General features: G+C 63.9%; 14 protein-coding genes. 1 reads left to right on the top strand and 13 read right to left on the bottom strand.

The features are described 5' to 3' along the window. Nucleotides 1–131: 131 nt before the first annotated feature. The gene (locus ACY8GK_RS15445) at nt 132–902 is read right to left on the bottom strand and encodes a TerC family protein (protein ID WP_196175555.1); all 771 of its coding nucleotides are present in this window, start codon (nt 900–902) and stop codon (nt 132–134) included. Between the two features lie 69 nt (nt 903–971). Next, nucleotides 972–2,279: a CitMHS family transporter gene (locus ACY8GK_RS15440; protein ID WP_196175557.1), complete on the bottom strand. Its 1,308-nt coding sequence runs from the start codon at nt 2,277–2,279 to the stop codon at nt 972–974. A 265-nt stretch (nt 2,280–2,544) separates the two neighbouring features. On the opposite strand from ACY8GK_RS15440, the gene ACY8GK_RS15435 reads away from it, so the two are divergent. Beyond that, complete coding sequence (locus ACY8GK_RS15435; RefSeq protein WP_196175559.1) at nt 2,545–2,997, top strand: GFA family protein; 453 nt, start codon at nt 2,545–2,547, stop codon at nt 2,995–2,997. On the opposite strand, the gene ACY8GK_RS15430 is transcribed toward ACY8GK_RS15435, so the two are convergent. The 11 genes from ACY8GK_RS15430 to ACY8GK_RS15380 form a co-directional block, all read right to left on the bottom strand. Beyond that, the gene (locus ACY8GK_RS15430; protein WP_462401579.1) at nt 2,953–3,756 is read right to left on the bottom strand and encodes a hypothetical protein; all 804 of its coding nucleotides are present in this window, start codon (nt 3,754–3,756) and stop codon (nt 2,953–2,955) included. The genes ACY8GK_RS15435 and ACY8GK_RS15430 overlap by 45 nt on opposite strands. A gap of 322 nt (nt 3,757–4,078) precedes the next feature. Further along, complete coding sequence (locus tag ACY8GK_RS15425) at nt 4,079–7,744, bottom strand: tubulin-like doman-containing protein (RefSeq protein ID WP_196175563.1); 3,666 nt, start codon at nt 7,742–7,744, stop codon at nt 4,079–4,081. A 207-nt stretch (nt 7,745–7,951) separates the two neighbouring features. Beyond that, on the bottom strand, nt 7,952–8,356 hold the full coding sequence (locus tag ACY8GK_RS15420; protein WP_196175565.1) for a hypothetical protein: 405 nt from the start codon (nt 8,354–8,356) through the stop codon (nt 7,952–7,954). A gap of 26 nt (nt 8,357–8,382) precedes the next feature. After that, complete coding sequence (locus tag ACY8GK_RS15415) at nt 8,383–9,858, bottom strand: hypothetical protein (RefSeq protein ID WP_462401578.1); 1,476 nt, start codon at nt 9,856–9,858, stop codon at nt 8,383–8,385. Continuing rightward, nucleotides 9,846–11,294: a hypothetical protein gene (locus tag ACY8GK_RS15410; protein WP_462401577.1), complete on the bottom strand. Its 1,449-nt coding sequence runs from the start codon at nt 11,292–11,294 to the stop codon at nt 9,846–9,848. The genes ACY8GK_RS15415 and ACY8GK_RS15410 overlap by 13 nt, the downstream gene beginning before the upstream one ends. A gap of 226 nt (nt 11,295–11,520) precedes the next feature. After that, nucleotides 11,521–13,479 carry a DUF7844 domain-containing protein gene (locus ACY8GK_RS15405; protein WP_462401576.1) on the bottom strand — a complete coding sequence of 653 codons (1,959 nt, stop codon included), beginning with the start codon at nt 13,477–13,479 and terminating at the stop codon, nt 11,521–11,523. Then, on the bottom strand, nt 13,476–13,796 hold the full coding sequence (locus ACY8GK_RS15400; RefSeq protein WP_196175573.1) for a DUF2388 domain-containing protein: 321 nt from the start codon (nt 13,794–13,796) through the stop codon (nt 13,476–13,478). The genes ACY8GK_RS15405 and ACY8GK_RS15400 overlap by 4 nt, the downstream gene beginning before the upstream one ends. A gap of 36 nt (nt 13,797–13,832) precedes the next feature. After that, nucleotides 13,833–14,126 carry a DUF2388 domain-containing protein gene (locus ACY8GK_RS15395; protein ID WP_196175575.1) on the bottom strand — a complete coding sequence of 98 codons (294 nt, stop codon included), beginning with the start codon at nt 14,124–14,126 and terminating at the stop codon, nt 13,833–13,835. 76 nt (nt 14,127–14,202) lie between these two features. Continuing rightward, a complete protein-coding gene (locus tag ACY8GK_RS15390) occupies nt 14,203–14,520 on the bottom strand; it encodes a DUF2388 domain-containing protein (RefSeq protein WP_196175577.1) in 318 nt (105 codons plus the stop codon). Nucleotides 14,521–14,796: 276 nt separating this feature from the next. Next, nucleotides 14,797–15,012 carry a DUF1127 domain-containing protein gene (locus tag ACY8GK_RS15385; RefSeq protein ID WP_196175579.1) on the bottom strand — a complete coding sequence of 72 codons (216 nt, stop codon included), beginning with the start codon at nt 15,010–15,012 and terminating at the stop codon, nt 14,797–14,799. A 309-nt stretch (nt 15,013–15,321) separates the two neighbouring features. Then, nucleotides 15,322–16,815, bottom strand: coding sequence for an acetyl-CoA hydrolase/transferase family protein (locus ACY8GK_RS15380; protein ID WP_196181628.1), 1,494 nt, complete (start codon nt 16,813–16,815; stop codon nt 15,322–15,324). Nucleotides 16,816–16,872 lie beyond the last annotated feature (57 nt).

Here is a 16,872-nt window from a genome sequence, read left to right as displayed (position 1 = left end):
CAGGTGCCGGGGATGCCTGTTCTAAGCTGTAGTCGCTCGCCGGCCGGGGCGCCAGCCGGACCGCGACGCAAGGGGGCGCTGCCGCGCCCGGCACGAACCGCGGGGCAGTCCGTTGCGCCAGGCGCCAGCCATCAACGCCCGGCGTTATCCTTGCGCAGTTTCACCGCGGCAGGCTCCTGGCCCTTCTTGCGAGCCATGGCGGTGCGCATGCGGATGTTGATGGCTTCCACTGCCAGCGAGAAGGCCATGGCGAAGTACACGTAGCCCTTGGGCACATGCACGTCGAAGGACTCGGCGATCAGTACCGTGCCCACCACGATGAGGAACGACAGCGCCAGCATCTTCAGCGACGGGTGCTTGTCGATGAAGTCGGCGATGGTCCCGGCGCACAGCATCATCACCAGTACCGCGACGATGATCGCGGCGATCATCACCGGCACGTGGGAGACCATGCCCACCGCAGTGATAACCGAGTCCAGCGAGAACACGATGTCGATGATGGCGATCTGGATGATGGTGTAGAGAAACTTGCCTCCTGCCCCTTTCGGTTCATCCGTGGACTCTTCCTCGCCTTCCAGGCCATGGAAGATTTCCTGCGAGCTTTTCCAGAGCAGGAACAGGCCGCCGAAGAACAGGATCAGGTCGCGACCGGAAATTCCCTGGCCGAGGACGACGAACAGGTCCGCCGTCAGGCGCATGACCCAGGTGATCGACAGCAGCAGCATGATGCGCGTGACCATGGCCAGGGCCAGGCCGAAGATCCGGGTGCGCGGCTGCATGTGCTTGGGCATGCGGCTGACCAGGATCGAGATCATGATGATGTTGTCGATGCCAAGGACGATCTCGAGCGCCGTCAGTGTGAAAAAGGCAACCCAGATTTCCGGGCTGGTCAGCCATTCCATGTCTATTCCTTCGAACGATGAGGCCAAGCCCCGTGCGTCCGGAGCCTGGCGGTTAGGCGGTACGTTGTATTACAGACTACTGAACAGCGGGAAAATCCCCATCAGCAACGCGGCGAACATTATGCACAGGCACACCAGCACTGCCCATTTGAGCGTGAAGCGCTGGTGATCGCCGAATTCGATGCCGGCCAGGGCGACCAACAGGTAGGTGGATGGTACCAGCGGGCTGAGCAGGTGAACCGGTTGCCCGACGATCGAGGCCCGTGCCATTTCCACCGGGCTGATCCCGTAGTGCGCGGCCGCTTCCGAGAGGACCGGGAGCACACCGTAGTAGAAGGCATCGTTGGACATGAAGAAGGTGAATGGCATGCTGACGATCGCGGTGATCACCGCCAGGTAAGGCCCCAGCGCATCGGGAATGATCGCCAGCAGACTGTTGGACATGGCATCGACCATGCCGGTGCCGGACAGGATGCCGGTGAAGATGCCGGCGGCGAAGATCAGCCCGGTGACCGCCAGGACGCTGCCGGCATGGGCGGCGATGCGGTCCTTCTGCTGCTGCAGGCACGGGTAGTTGACGATCATGGCGATGCTGAAGGCGATCATGAACAGTACCGGCAGCGGCAGCACACCGGCGATCAGGGCAGTCATCAGTGCCAGGGTCAAGGCCGCATTGAACCAGATGAGCCTCGGCCGCCGGGCCTCGGGGAACTGCGATACGCTGATTTCGCTGTGGTCGATGTCATCGGTGGGCAGGTGCAGCTCGCCCAGCCGGGCACGCTCGCGCTTGCCATAGAAGTAGGCGATGGCCAGGATCGCCACCACGCCGAAGACCATCGCCGGGATCATCGGTACGAAGATCTCGGAGGGGTCGACATGCAAGGCGCTGGCTGCCCGGGCCGTCGGCCCGCCCCAAGGCGTCATGTTCATCACCCCGCCGGCCAGGATGATCAGGCCAGCCATGATCCTTGGGCTCATGCCCAGACGGCTGTACAGTGGCAGCATGGCGGCGCAGCAGATCATGTAGGTGGTGGCGCCGTCGCCATCGAGCGAGACGACCAGGGCCAGGGCCGCGGTGCCGACCGAGACCTTCAGCGGGTCGCCCTTGACCAGCTTGAGGATCTTGCGCACGGCAGGATCGAACAGCCCCGAATCGATCATCAGGGCGAAATAAAGGATGGCGAACATCAGCATCACCCCGGTGGGCGCGAGCTTGCTGATGCCTTGCAGCATCATCGGACCGATCTCGGCCGAGAAGCCGCCGAACAGGCCGAACAGGATGGGCACCAGGATCAGGGCGATCAAGGCCGATAGGCGCTTGCTCATGATCAGGTACATGAAGGTGACGACCATGGCAAAGCCGAGGAAGGTCAGCATGGCGATACTCCAGGCGAGGCGCGGCGAAAGGTTGGACGATTCGGGCGGGTCAGCGCGTCAGGCGCTGTGCGTGGAGACGCAGGAGGGCAAGGGCATGCAGGCGGGCACAGAAAAGCATCGGAATCACCATTGTTGTTGTTGATTGGGCCAGACCTAGGAAATTTCCGAGCATCTGGCTGACCGGTCTTACGCCGGCGGTGTCTTTATCCTATTGGCGAAAGCTTTCACCCAGCTTTCGCCCGGCTAAAGCGATGGGAGGAACGCTATGTCTGAAGTTCTGGAAGGAGGGTGCCATTGCGGTGCCCTGCGCTATCGGCTCGAAGGCGAACCGTCGGACGTCGCCCATTGCCACTGTTCGATCTGCCGACGTGTCAGTGGCGGACTGGTCGTCACCTGGCTGAGCCTGCCTCGCGCGGGCTTCCAGTGGCTCAAGGGCACGCCACGCTGCCATATCGCTCCGCCGAGCTGCAGCCGTTACTTCTGTGGCGACTGCGGAGCACATGTGGCGTTGATGACCCGGCACAGCCCGGACACGGTCGACATCACCGTCGCCACGCTCGACCAGCCCGAGCGGGTCAGACCGCGCCGGCATATCTGGACCGACAGCCGCCTGCCCTGGCTGCACCTGGACGAGCATCTGCCGGGCGAGGCCGGCGAGACGGCAAGCGGCGATCTATTCGATGATCACGCCGCCGAGGGCCTTGGGCGTATCGAATGAGGCGCCCTGGCGCTGGCTGCGCAGCTGCTCGGCCTGGCGCAGGATGTTCTGGGCCTGGCGATTGCTCGGATCCTGCCGCAGGACAGCACTGGCCAGGGCTCGGGCAGCATTGGCATCGCGTCGGGCCAGGGCGTTGCGGGCCTGTGACAGCTGCTGGCCGACCAGGCCTGGATTGATCGGTGCCTTGGCCTGGCGGGCAGCCGGCGGCGTGGCCTGGGCCTGGGCCTGGCGTTGGCGCTCCAGGTGCTGCTGTTGCTTGCGGTTGGCCTCGGCCTGCTGGTCGAGCAGTTCCTGCAAGGCCTTGGCCTGGCTGGCCTTGGTGCGTTCGCTGGCCAGGCGCTGCTGCTCGGCCAGTTCACGTGCCTGGCCATCGCGGCGCGCCTGCTCGGCCGCAGCCTGACGTGCCTGCTCGGCGGCGGCCTGAGCCCGAGCCTGAGCCTTGGCAACGGCGGCTGCCTGAGCCTTGGCGTCCTGCTGGCGCTGTTGGCGCTCCAGGCCAGCTTGGGCACGCTGCAACAGGCTGATGGCGCGAGGATCCTTGCTGTCGATGCCCAGGGCGCGTCCGGCATTGTCCAGGGCGCAGTCGAAGCGTTCACTTCGCAGGCACGCCTGACCTGCCGCCAGGTCTGCCTCGAACTGCTGCAAGGCCTTGCCTGCCCTTGCCTGGTAGGCGGCATAACCGCCAATCGAGACCAGGACCAGGGCCGCCAAGGCCAGTTGGCGCCCCCGCCCGCGCGGCTTGGCAGGGGCTTCGGCCATCACTGGGGCTGGAGCTGGAGCCGAAACTGGGGTTGGCGTGGCTACCTGTCCAGGCGCGCTGGCACCACCCGCGTCAGCAGCCGTTGGCTGCTCGACAGCCGGCCGTGGCGTGGCTGCGGCTGCCGCTCCGGACCTGGTCGGTGAAGGGCTGACAGGCGCTGCCGGGGCACTGGCTAGCGGGGCCGCCATCGGCGCCTGGGGGGTGGCACAGTATGGGCAGAAGCGCACAGGGCCCTGCAGGCGCTCGGCGCAAGCGGCATTGCTGCACTCCAGCGGGTACGCCGGTGTCTTGGCGGATGCGGACATAGACGGCCAGCCTCGCTCAGTTCAGGGGTGGTGGCGCCACCGGCGTGACCGGGGGCGGCGTGCTCGCTGCAGGCGCGAGCGGGGCGAACAGGGCGGCGAGTTCGAGTATCTGCTCGGCGGGCAGCCAGGCTGGCATTCCTTCGCGCCATAGCATGCTCTGGCGAGTGACCTGCTGACTCTGCACGTACTGTTGCAGTTGGCTGAAGGTATACGGGCCATAGTTGTTGCCCGCCACGTTCAGGTGATAGCTGTACTGTGGCGCCGCCATCGCTGGCGGCGGTACGATGCCCGGCGCCGACGGTGGTGGCGGTGGTGCCAGGCCGGGCGCGGCGGCCGCCGGCTGGTACAGCGCCTGGACCCAGGCGCTGTCGAAGAACGCCTTGCGCAGGGTGCGCTTCTCGGTGTGCTGGTCATGCACTTCGTCGCTGTACACATCGGCACGCGAACCGGGGATCACATCGGTGAACTGCTCGAGCAACTGGCGTGCCTGTTCCGCCAGGCGCTCGGCCTGCTCGGGAGCCTGGCGTTCGAGACGGCTGACGTACTCGTTCTTCAGCAGCTCGGCGATCTTGTAGGGGAAGGTCTGGTACAGCGAGGAGACGCCGATCTCGTCATGGCGCACCTGTGGCTTGTAGGTGCTGCGGCGCATGTCGTCGAACAACGCCACCATGCCAGCCAGTTGCTCTACGCAGCGCAGTTGCTCGTAACGCTTGCGCAGCTGATCCTCGATGTCCTTGCGCTGCAACTGGTTCAGGCCGTTCTGGCGAATGGCGAACTCGTCGCCCACCGTGAAATAGTCCTGGTCGATCATGAACTCGTAGCGATCGTTCTGGGTGCGTCGCAGCACGCCGAGGGCGACGGCGTGCAGGTACAGCTTGAAGTCCTCGGCGAACTGGCGGTACTGCTCCTGAGTGAACTGGATCGGCTGCACGAACTGGCTGATGCGTTTGTGACTGTGCAGCGGAATGGTAGCGCTTTCCTTGCGGTAGCTGGCCAGGTAGGTCGGTAGCGGGGTCAGTGCTGGCAGGGGGAAGCCGCTGAGCTCGGTGAAGCAGATCAGCTTGCCCGGCACGCCCGATTCGACGAACTGGATCTGACCGGCGGTCAGCCCGGTGCCCTGGGGCAGGCACTGTCCGAGCATGGCGCCATAGGTACGCTTGAACTCGGCGGCATCGTTGACACCTACCAGGCAGGTATAGCGATCCTTGGCGATGCCGAAACCACCGTTGAGGTTCAGCGGTGCCCATGGCATGGCGCGTTGCAGCAGCTGGCGGAACTTGTCGCGCTGCTCGTCCGGGGTCAACGCCGCCAGGGCGGTCAGCAACGGGTCGGTGCCTTGCGGCTGGCGCGGCAGCTGTTGTACGGCCTTGTTGCGCAGCTTGGCCAACAGCTCTTCCTGGCCCTCCTCGTCCTGCAACTTGGCAAACAGCGTCCTGGAGCCGCCGAAATCCTTGAAGGCCTCCTTGGCCCATTCGCGCACCTGCTGGGAATCGACAGGCTGCTCCTCGCCACCTTGCACCTGCGCCAGCGGAATCAGCGTGGCGTGCTTTTCCTTGATGCTGGCATCGATCTTCTCAATATCGCCTTCGATCCGGCGCAGCAGCTGATCCACGGCGTTACGGCCGTCCTGCAGGCGTCCGACGAAGCCGTTCCAGACCGCTCGACCGTTCTGGTCGACCGATTCCTTGCGACCGAGCCACTCGGAGACGTCGCGCAGCAACTGCGCCGCTTCACGCGCGGCAACGAAGCGGACGTAGAAGAGCAGGCTGTCGCGCAGGGTGTCCTTGACCTGGGCGAGCACGGTATCGGCCTGTTTCTCCTTGCCACTGAGCCGGGCCATCAGGCCCCCACCGGTGGTCTCCTTGAGCCGCTCGAACTCGCGGCCCAGCTCCGAGGACTCGAGCTTCTCGGCCAGTTCCCTGAAGCGCGCGGCATTCCTTTCCAGGGCCGGGATGATCCCGCTGCCTTCGTTTTCCAGACGATCCTTGAGCATTTCCACCAGCGCCAGGGTATAGTCCAGGCCGCCGCGCTCGTCGTCGTCCAACCGCCGGAAGAGCTTTTCCGGCAAGGCATCCTCGCGGACCAGTTCGGCCAGGCGACGGACACGGTTTTCGCGAATGCGCACTTCATGGTTGCGCTCGGCGCTGTCGACGCTGTTGCCCTTGGTATCGCGCTCGAGCTGCTGCTGGATCTCGCGTACATGGGTCAGCCACTGGTCCTTGTCGGCACCGCTGCTGTGCAGACGCTCGAAGAGCGTCTCGACCTTCTGCTCGATCTGCGCGGTGATGCTGTTGTCGCCTTCGACCAGCAGCAGGTCATCGGCCAGCTGGTAGTGGGTGAACTCGCCAGTGGCCAAGGTCAGCTCCACACGCGAGAGAAAATCGGGCAGCTCGGTGAAGGTCCGTGGGGTGATGTCGAGCTGCTCGCGCAGGAAATCGTCACGTTCGCGATCGGTGGGGCGATTGTCGTTCAGGCCACTGTTGGCGATGCCGAAGAAGGCCTTGAGCATCTGTTGTACCTGGCGGCTCAGGCGAACGTTGCGCCGCGCGTCGATCTGCGTGTCGAGCACCGCTTGGCCCACCGAGGAATAGGCGCAGGGGAAGCGCAGCTCGGTGTCGTCACCATAATCCTGCGGCAGTCGCACGGTATAGGAACGGATCTTGTGCTGGTTCTGGTTGACCGCGATCGACCGCTTCTTGTTGGCGAAGTCCTGGGAGGTGAAATCGGTGAACAGCACGTCCGAGAGCATCTCGTAGACGTCTTCCTGCTCGCTGGTCTTGGCCTGGGCGACGTTGCTGTTGTCGATGATGTAGACATCGTCGTACGGACGGTTGTCGATGAACAGGTTGTCGGTGGCATCCCAGTGGCGGACCAGGCGATTGCCGCGCATGCAGGTTTCCAGTTCCATCAGCGCCGCATGGCCGTTGGCCTGGACGCGCTCGGTGTTGTACGCATGGAAACCACCGGGCAGGACGAAGAACAGGTCGACCTTGCCGGCGATGTTGTGCTCCTTGAGGATCGCCTTGGCCAGGTAGCCCATGTCGAGGAACGAGCCTGAGCCCGTGCCCCCTGCAGCGGAACCGCAGATGACGATGCGGATCTTGCCGGGATCGATTTCCAGGCCAAGCTTCTTGAGCTTGTCGGCATTGCCACCAATGTTGCTCAGCAGGCGGCCGACCTTGTCGCGCAGCTTGTCGCGGATCACTGGGTACTTGTCGAAGAAATACAGGCGCGACAGCGCACGGATCTGCCCGGCGCCCTTGGAAGGGTCGATACCCAGGGCGCGGATCTTGTCCGGGGTCAGCGGGAACCACTGGGCCACTTCACGGTGTCGGTTGAGCTCGTCCATCGAGTGGGTGTACTTGCTCAGGTTGAGCGGCTCGATGATCTTTTCCTCGGAGGTGAAGGCCACCTGTTCGGCCAGCACATCGGTCTTCACCGACTTGCCGTCCTGGGTGACTTCCCCGGCGTCCAGGTCGAAGTTGACGAACTGCACCAAGGGGAAGTCGGCAATCTGCCGTACCTGGTTGTTGCCACCCCAGATGGCGTTGAGGATCCGCCGACGCAGGCGGATATTGACCTTCATGCCCGTGCCGCCCAAGGCGATGAATAGGGTCGGGTGGATCTTTTCGCTAACCGCGTTGGGTGCCGATGGGGTGGAAACGTGTGCTTGATCGTTCATCGTGAACTCCATGAGTCCTGGCGGGACTGGCCGGCGCAAACCGGCAGACTTGTCCCTGGATCGGGTTGTAACGGCCAGCGCGCCCGTGATGCCGTTCGCTCCAGGCAAGCCTGCGCAACGGCCTTCGTCTCGCGAGGCGAAGGCTGGCGACAGGCTTGGCTGAGCGCGTGCATGACGAGCGGGCCGGCCCTGGGGCCTGTGCCGGTCTCAGCGCCTGGCCGAGAAGGTCATCAGCCAGGCGACCAGCGAGATACCGGCGACGCCTGCCAGGGGCGCCAGGTACAGCGGCGTGAGGAACTGGCCGGCGTTGATCACCGCCAACACGGCCATGGCCGAGACCATCAACAGGCCGAGGAACAGGAACCAGCCCGAGGCGTTGGCCCGGCTGGGCGCCACACGCTCGCGCACACGCCAGTTGGCGTAGGCGTTCTTGATCACGAAGAACACCACGGCCAGCACCAGCAGGACGGCGACGCCAATCAGGGCGTCACGGCTGTCGACCTTCTTTGGCCCCAGGTCCAGGACCTGCGCAGGGACACTCAGGGTCGAGGTGCTGGTGGTGGCAGGGGCTTGGCTTTCTACAGGGGCTGGCAGTGAGCTGGTTTGGGCCATTTCGCAGGTTCCAGGATTTCCTAAGGTTATTTGAGACGGACGGCGACATCGCCGGCGAGCTTTTCCAGGGACGGGCCGAACAGCCCGCGCCTGACGGTGGCGACCTTGTTCTGGCGATCGTCGTAGACCGTGGCGCGGGTGAACGGCTTGAGCGGATACGTGTGCGCCACGCCTTCCACCAGGACCGTCACCGGCTTCTTGCCCGCCAGCACGGCGAAGGCCAACAAGGCGCCGAGCAGGACGAGGATCAGCAGGCCGAGCAGGAGCATGACCGGGCCGAGCGGGTAGTTGACCTGCAGCACGATCGGCAATCGGGTGGAAGAGGAGCTGGCTTCGCTCGATGGAATGAACACATCCGGCAGCGCGTCGTTGGGGAAGAGTTCGTTCATGCGCTCGATGAATTGCCGGGAGATCTGCAAGCGCTGGTCATCAAGGTGAATCTCGATGGCTCCAGTGCGCTGGTAACCACTGGACATGAGCACTTCGCTGGACCACTGCGACGGCAGGGCTGGCAACTGCAGGCTGATGTCCAGTTCGTCGGAGCGCGCGCCAGGTTGCAGGTTCGTCAGGCGTTGGGTGGAAATCGCCGACTGCAGCGCTTCGCCTGGCACGTCCAGGTGCAGCGAGACCTTGGCCGAGCGAATCTCGTAGGGGTTGAACTGGTTCTCGAAGCGTCCGACCAGCACGGCAGTCTTGGGCGAGCCATCGACATCGATGTCCAGGACCAGGGTCTGCTGGTCCGAAGCCAGCGAGGCGCTGACGTCGGGGGCGTCCTTGACCCCGGTGGGGATGAACCGGACCGCGGCCTGGGTCAGCGGCTTTAGACGCACCCGGTCGTCCTTGAGCAGGGCCGCCAAGGCGGGCTGGGCCAGGACCTGCTCGAGCGCGATGCCGGCTTTCTCGCCGTAGGCGATGGCATAGATCATCAGGCCATTGGCGCTGAAGTTGCTGCTCTTGACCGGCATCTTCTGCGCGAAGGCAGCGATGCGCGTGATTACCGCTTCCTTGTGCAGCAAGTCGTAGAACTCGCGGTTCCTGGCCTGGGTCTGGCTGTCGTTGTTAGGGCTGTTCTTGTTGTTGGTGATGAGCCAGATGATGCCCTCGCGTCCTTCCAGACCGGTCTGGATCGCTGCCAGCAAGGCCTCCTTGAAGTCGGTGTCGGCATAGGCGCCGCTGGCCTTGCGCGCCAGTTGCAAGGCTTGCACGCTTTCAGCCAGGCGCGCATGGGTGCCGGGGCCGCGGTAGGTCCACTGCGGAGACGGATGCTGGCTGTCGGCCTGGTTGAAAGCACCGATCACCACCTCTCCATCGCCGGCGGCCGTCGCCGCCAGCTGGCTGACCAGTGGCTTGAAGGTGGAAGTCGGGTCCAGGTAGAACGGCTCCATCCAGCCTGAATTCTGCACCAGAAGCACCTGGCGCAAATCGTCGGCCTGAACGCTCATGCCGGCCAGGCCGAGGAAAGACAGCGCAGCGCTGCACAGAAGGCGGATCAGGCGGTCCATCGGTAAAGCACTCCCGTCGAGTCGATATACAGCCACAAGGCGTTGTCGAAGAAGAACCACTGCGCATTCCAGGGCTGGGCGACCTTGAGCAACAGGCTCAACGGCGGTTCGCCGATACGTTCGAGACGGTATTCGGTGTCGATCGGCTGGCTGTTGTCGAACAGTTTCTGCAGGCCCGAGGTGTCCTTGACGCAGAAGGAAAGCAGATAGCGAGTGTCGCTGAATTCGATGAACGGATAGACCACGTCGCGTGTGGCAGGGTTGGTGTACTCATCGTTCTCTGCCCATGGGGCATCCAGTCGCGCCCTGAACTTGAAGCTCAGGTGGCCGGTGCCAAGACGCGACCCGCGGACTTCCCTGCGTTCGTCCGAGTCCAGCCGCAGGCAATACTGCTGCCCGCCCTCCTCCAGCAGCTGTTGCCAGGTGCCGTAGCCATCCTCGAACGGTGGACCATGTTCCGGTTGTGCCTGGGTATGCTCCGGCCAGCGCAACCACTGGGCACTGACCTGCTCGCCCAGGCGCAGGCTGAGGTAGCCGTGACGGCCGATCCATAGCAGGCGTCGGGCGGAAGGCTGGGACACTGGCGCGGCGAGCGTGTCGAGCAACTCGTCGGCGGCATCGATAGGATGGCTCTGCCAGCCTTCGGCCGTGCGCTCGATCACCACTGGCCGGCCATCAGGCAAGCGCTGGGCGACAAAAGTCCGACCTTCGAGGTTGCCTGGTGCGCCTAGCGCCCTGCCCGCGCACCTGTCCAGGCGGTAGCTGCCAGCCACCGGCTCGACCTCGACTTCACAGGCGCCTTCTGCGCCTGCCAGGACCAGCCGCTGTTGCTGGCCTGCGCTGCGCAAGGCCACGCCCCAAGCCCAGGAAGGCAGGTGAGTACGACCAATCGGCAAGGTTTCAGGTAACAGCGTGCGCCATTGCCCTGCCCGGGCCTGCCAGAGAAACAGGCCACCCTCGCGATCGAGGGCGAACAGGGCTTCGCGGTGGCCGCCGAGATTGGCCACCAGGAAATTCAGGCCGTTGCTGCGTGGCGCGACGATCTGGCTGCAGTGGTCATTGAGATTGCGCTGGGGGCTTGCGCCAATGCCATGCAGCAGAGCACCCAGTGTCGCCTCTGCGGCTTCGAGCCGGCAGCCGGCATCGACCACGCGACGAGCGCTACCAGTCCCATAGGGCGGCAGCCACTGGCGTCGAGGCGTGGCAGCGACTGGCGGCAAGGGCTGGCCAGTGTTCGGGCAATGTTTGAAGGCTGCAGGCAAAAAGCCCGTGCCATCGAGTGAGAGGCGGGCTCCGACGAGAAAGTCCAGGTCCTGGCCTGCTTCCACCGCTTGGCCATGAACCTGCTGCAAGGTGAAATGGCCATGGGCGTCCTGTACCCAGTGCTGACTTTCGAACGACCAGGCGTATTGCTGGTCGTCACCAACTCCGTTCATTTCTGCCACCTAGCCAATGATCATCCATGTCCGGCCAGGTGCAGCGATTGGCAGGCCGACGTGTAGAGAGATAAGTTCGAGCCGGGCACTGGCGAAACCACCCGGAAAATGACCGAGGCCTCGTACGAAGCATGCCTGAGCGCGCTCGGCGATTTTTCGTACAGACCCCTAAGCCATTTTTTAGCGGCGAAATAGTGGCATAGACGCCCGCAAAGTCAACCCGTGTTCAAGGCAGTTGCAACCCGCCAGAGGCTTTGTGCAACGCCCTGAGGTGTTCGCCGATCTGGCGTATGTTGGTTTCGACCGCGGCGATCGCGTTGGCGCGTGCCGGTTCGAGCAAGGCTCGGATTTCCTTGTCGAGGTTGTTGCTCATGCGGTTGAGCTGCGCCTGGCGCTCGCGACTGAGCGCTTCCAGGGTGGTGCGCTCCTGCTGTTGCGGCAGCCCATAACCGGTATCGGGCAGCAGTTCGGCGGGGCGGCTGAGGAAACCGCTGTTGGCTAGGATCTGCTGCAAGGCAGCGTTGGCCTGGTCGACAGTGCCATCCTCGAGCGCCTGGGCATTGAGGTAGCGCTGCTTCACTTCGTCCTGGGCCAGCAGCAACTGACGTCGCAGGCTGGCCTGCTCGAGCAGCAGCAAGGCGGCGCTGGTGCGCAGGTCGGCGCGCTCGAACCATTGTCGGCGCTCCTCGGCATCGAGCGCCAGCCAATCCTCCACGGCGCTCTGGCTGATCGGCAACTGCTGCCGCAGGACCTGGAACATGGCTTGATAGCGATCACGGTAGGAGTCGAAGCGATAGCCCAGGCGCAGTGCCTCGCGAGGGTCGTCGAGTACGCTGGTATCGGCCAGCCCGCGGGCTTCGAGCACTTCCAGCAGGCCGTTGGGCATGATGCTGTCCAGGTCGCCCAGCTGGGGATTGCCGGTGCCGCTGCGAAGCAGCTTCAGGGTTTCCACGGCACAGTTGTTGGAGAGGAAATAGTAGCTGCCGTCGTAGCTCCAGTGCATTTCGGCGGCCTGGCGGACCAGGTTCTCCAGCTCCTGGCGGGTCAGCGTGAGCGGAACGGAGGCAAGGCTGCGCAACTCGGTCTTGGTGTACTCGTCTATCACCTGGCCCAGGGGCAATACGAACAGGCGCGAGGGATAGGCGCCCATCAAGCCGTCCCAGCTCGACAACTGGACGTCGTTGACGAACGCGCGATAGGACAGCACCAGGTGCTGGTCCAGGTCAAGGCGGCAGGCCGGCCCACGCGGGCGGCCGGGGGCACAGATGACCAGCCGCAGCATGCTGTGGCCCCAGCGGCTTGCCCAGTTCTGGTTGGCCTCTGCCAGCAGGTAGTCGACCGCATAGACCCGCTCCGGATCGATCTGGCCCAGCGGTTCGCGGGCAAAGTCGTTGCCTGCGTTGAGAAACGGCAGGCCCTTGGCGCAGTTCGCCTGCCTCGGCGTCCAGTCGAAATGCGCCTTGAGGTACTGGTTCATGGCCGGACGCCGGCAGGCGTAGCTGGGGTCGAGCAGGAAATATTCCATGTTGACCGCAATGAATTCCTTGGGACTGCTGAGTTCGTAGCTGTCCGGGCTGCGAGCGACCTGCCCGTTATGCTGCTCGCGCTCGCCGCGCTGGCCGACAGCCTGGGGCCAGCCTGCCAGGTCGAGCAGGCGTGGGTCGTCGCTGAGCGTGAAGCGGCGGCTGGTCTGGCCGCGGCAGGCCTGCGGCAGGCCGACATCGCCCAGGCTGCCATGCTGGCGCTTGCACTGATTGATCAGGCGGCGCTGGTCCTGCGGCCAGAGCCGGGCTCGATCATAGATATGGGTGAGTTCGTGGAGTACCGTGGCCAACAGTTCCTGGCGCACGGTGCCATGGGAGCGTCCGGTTCGCTCCTGGGCGGCGCTGCCATCCACCAGGCTGGGCAGCAGGCGTCGATTGAGTTCCAGCGTGGCTACCGGGGAAGCCTGGCCATAGGCATCAGAGCGCATGCCTGCGCTCCAGCTGACCTCGATCCTGCGATCGAGTCGCTGCCTGAAGGTGGGTGGCAGCTTGTCCAGGGCTTCGTCGAGCAGCGCCTGGGAAGCCTGGCGCTGCGAGGTATCCAGCCCTGCAGGTAGCAGGACCAGCTGCAGGTCGGCCAAGGCGGGCGTGCCGAGCAGCGTCAGGGCGCAGCCGAGCAGCCAGGCACGCAGGGACATCACAGTGCGAGGATGGCTTCGGCCAATGCCTGGTCGGAAGCATTGCGCGCCTCGGGAACGCGCTCGCGCAACGCGCCGAAGGCAGCCTCGAGCTGGGCTGCGCGAATGTCGCCGCGGCTGGCGATGAAGCTTGCCGCATCGTCACGGGCTTCACGCACGACCTTGGCATCACGTATGGAGGTAGTGGTATCCGAGGTGAAGTCGATCGAGCGGGCAAAGGCACGCACGATGATGTTGCTGGTGGCCACCAGGGTCTGCGCCTGGGCCACTTCGGCCAGTAGCAGGAAGCCGAGGGTGGCGGCGATCAGCGGTTTACGCATGGAGCATCTCCGAACGATACAGGGAGTGGAAAGTGGTCATTGGACGAGAATCGCCTGCGCCAGTTCAAGGTCGCTGGCCGATTGCCCATGGCTGGCCTGACGCAGCGCCTCGAGCGCGGCTTCCAGGCGTGCCCCGCGGATCTGGCCAGCGCTGGCGACGAACAGTGCGGCATCGTCGCGGGCCTGGCGGACCCGCTTGTCGTCGAACGGGCCGGTGGTGACCTGGCTGGTCGCGTAGCCAGAGACCACCAGGCCCTGGGTGGCGGCATCCATCGCCTGGGCGCTATCGAACATGACGAGCAGGAGTGACAGGAAAAACAGATGACGCATGGGACGTTCAGTGGGCTTGGTCAGGAAAGGTTGGCCGCTGCCCCGGCTTGCCAGGGGAGCGGTGGGACGGCACGGCTCAGAGCGAAAGGATAGCCTGGGCCAGCTGGGCGTCGCTCGCCTGCAGGGCCGGCAGTTGCTGGCGGATGTGCACCAGGGCGCTTTCCAGCCTGGCGCCGCGAATGCCACCGTGGCTGCCGACGAAGCTTGCCGCGTCGTCACGGGCGGCCTGGACGATCTTGTCGTCACGCAGCGAGGACGTGGCGTCGGAGGTGGCATTGGTGGACGCCGCGACCGCGTCGACGACCGCGTCTGTCGTGACGATGAAGCTGGAGGCACTGGCATTGCCGGCCAGGGTCAGCAGCAGCGCTGCGCCGAACAGGTGGGAACGGGACATGGTCGATGAGCTCCTGCAGGTCTATTGAATGAATGATACACAGGCATGGCCATGCGGTACGCTCCGCTGTCCAGCACGGCCAAGCGTACCATGCGCCCGCGCCCAGGGAAGCAAGGACAAGCCAGGTGGTAGCTCTGTACTGGTCATTTTAATTTTCTATGAAACTGTTATGGTCAGATGTATGGCCGTCTGTTTCATCATGGCAAAAAAAACCCGCCGCGGTTGCCCGCGACGGGTTTCGGAGTTCAAGCACCGGTACAGGACCGGTTGGCCTGATCAACGCCAGAAGGGCTTGCTCAGCTCTTCCTGGCGCTGGGCTTCGCTGATACCGGCATCAGCCAGCAGACGAGCGTCCAGTCGAGCCAGTTGACGGCGGCTGGAAACGCGGCGCTGCCACAGCAGGAGGGCAGACAGGGCGCGCAGTGGCAGCGAAGTGGTGGATTCTTGGGTGTGGGATTCGAAGACCAGACCGGAACTGAGGGTACGTTCCATGATGTTTCATCCTTCCGCTTGTGGCGGCATCGAGTAAGTGATTTCAACTGGTGCCAATCATCCTCTTCTGCCGTCCACAACAGTAGATACAGTTCGCAAGCAAAGCACTGCTCCAGTTAACTGTTTATAGGCACTGTTGCACTCGAAATTGGCAGAACTGTACTGGTCCGCACCGATATGGTGCATTTTGAGGGCTGTCGAGGGAGGGAGTCTGAAAAGAGGTGATGAAAATCACCGGTACAGTAGCACAGTTCTATGATTTCGGAAGCGGCTGGTCGTCAGGCGTTGCGCCTGACGACCACCGGTCAATCAGCTGGCCAGCATGCGGCCGGAGATTTCCAGATTCTCATGCCACGACAGGGCTTCGCGCAATAGATGAGGCGTGTGGCCGCCGCGTTCGCAGGCGCGTGCGAAGTAGTCGTTCAGGGCTTCGCGGTAGTCCGGATGCACGCAGTTGTCGATGATCGCGCGGGCGCGCTCGCGAGGCGCCAGGCCACGCAAGTCTGCCAGGCCTTGCTCGGTCACCAGGATGTCCACGTCATGTTCGGTGTGGTCGACATGGCTGACCATTGGCACCACGCTGGAAATCGCACCGCCCTTAGCGATCGACTTGGTGACGAAGATGGCCAGGTGCGCATTGCGGGCAAAATCGCCGGAGCCGCCAATGCCGTTCATCATGCGGGTCCCGCAGACGTGGGTCGAGTTGACGTTGCCGTACAGGTCGAATTCCAAGGCCGTGTTGATGCCGATGATACCCAGTCGACGCACCACCTCCGGATGGTTGGAGATTTCCTGCGGACGCAACACCAGCTTGTCCTTGTAGCGCTCCAGGTTGCCGAAGACGTCGGCATTGCGGCGGCTGGACAGGGTGATCGAGCTGCCCGAGGCGAAGCTCAGCTTGCCAGCGTCGATGAGGTCGAAGGTCGAATCCTGCAGCACTTCGGAATACATGGTCAGGTCTTCGAACGGCGAATCGATCAGCCCGCACATGACCGCATTGGCGATGCTGCCGATGCCTGCCTGAAGTGGGCCGAGCCGGTTGGTCAGGCGACCGCCTTCGACTTCGCGCTTGAAGAAGCCGATCAGATGGTCGGCGATGGCCTGGGTCTCGTGGTCAGGCGGCAGGACCGTGGAAGGAGAGTCAGGCTGCTCGCTGATGACGATACCGACGATCTTGGCCGGGTCGATCGGGATCGCCGTGCTACCGATTCGATCGTCCACCTTCACCAGTGGGATCGGGGTGCGGGTAGGCCGATAGGTCGGGATGTAGATGTCGTGCAGGCCTTCGAGGTTGGCATTGTGCGAGAGATTGATCTCGACGATCACCTGCTTGGCGAAGATGGCGAAGCTGGCCGAGTTGCCCACCGAAGTGGTCGGCACGATATGCCCCTGCTCGGTGATCGCCACGGCCTCGATGACCGCAATGTCCGGCAGCTTGAGCTGCTGGTTGCGCAGTTGCTCGACGGTTTCGGACAGGTGCTGGTCGATGAACATCACCTGGCCGTCATTGATGGCCTTGCGCAAGGTGCTGTCGACCTGGAACGGCATGCGCCGCGCCAGGACCCCTGCTTCGGTCAGTTGCTTGTCCAGGTCGTTGCCCAGGCTCGCGCCGGTCATCAGGCTGATCTTCAACGGTGTCTGCCGGGCACGCTCGGCCAGTGCGTGGGGAACAGCCTTGGCCTCGCCAGCGCGGGTGAAGCCGCTCATGCCGACGGTCATGCCGTCCTGGATCAGGCCAGCGGCATCAGCCGCACTCATGACCTTGCCGTGCAAGGAGGGCAAGCGAATTCGATCACGATACATGGATTGTTATCTCAGGCTACTCAAGCTAGATGCGCAGTCTAGTGATTTCGCCCTTCC

The sequence above is a fragment of the Pseudomonas sp. Marseille-QA0332 genome (assembly GCF_054950175.1).
The sequence above is the reverse complement of the archived record's forward strand: the minus strand, read 5'-3'. Positions and strand labels throughout refer to the sequence as shown.

Coding starts and splice junctions, on each gene's coding strand:
- ACY8GK_RS15445 (WP_196175555.1), bottom strand. CDS start 902: ATGGAATGGCTGACCAGCCCGGAAATCTGGGTTGCCTTTTTCACACTG.
- ACY8GK_RS15440 (WP_196175557.1), bottom strand. CDS start 2,279: ATGCTGACCTTCCTCGGCTTTGCCATGGTCGTCACCTTCATGTACCTG.
- ACY8GK_RS15435 (WP_196175559.1), top strand. CDS start 2,545: ATGTCTGAAGTTCTGGAAGGAGGGTGCCATTGCGGTGCCCTGCGCTAT.
- ACY8GK_RS15430 (WP_462401579.1), bottom strand. CDS start 3,756: ATGGCCGAAGCCCCTGCCAAGCCGCGCGGGCGGGGGCGCCAACTGGCC.
- ACY8GK_RS15425 (WP_196175563.1), bottom strand. CDS start 7,744: ATGAACGATCAAGCACACGTTTCCACCCCATCGGCACCCAACGCGGTT.
- ACY8GK_RS15420 (WP_196175565.1), bottom strand. CDS start 8,356: ATGGCCCAAACCAGCTCACTGCCAGCCCCTGTAGAAAGCCAAGCCCCT.
- ACY8GK_RS15415 (WP_462401578.1), bottom strand. CDS start 9,858: ATGGACCGCCTGATCCGCCTTCTGTGCAGCGCTGCGCTGTCTTTCCTC.
- ACY8GK_RS15410 (WP_462401577.1), bottom strand. CDS start 11,294: ATGAACGGAGTTGGTGACGACCAGCAATACGCCTGGTCGTTCGAAAGT.
- ACY8GK_RS15400 (WP_196175573.1), bottom strand. CDS start 13,796: ATGCGTAAACCGCTGATCGCCGCCACCCTCGGCTTCCTGCTACTGGCC.
- ACY8GK_RS15395 (WP_196175575.1), bottom strand. CDS start 14,126: ATGCGTCATCTGTTTTTCCTGTCACTCCTGCTCGTCATGTTCGATAGC.
- ACY8GK_RS15390 (WP_196175577.1), bottom strand. CDS start 14,520: ATGTCCCGTTCCCACCTGTTCGGCGCAGCGCTGCTGCTGACCCTGGCC.
- ACY8GK_RS15385 (WP_196175579.1), bottom strand. CDS start 15,012: ATGGAACGTACCCTCAGTTCCGGTCTGGTCTTCGAATCCCACACCCAA.
- ACY8GK_RS15380 (WP_196181628.1), bottom strand. CDS start 16,815: ATGTATCGTGATCGAATTCGCTTGCCCTCCTTGCACGGCAAGGTCATG.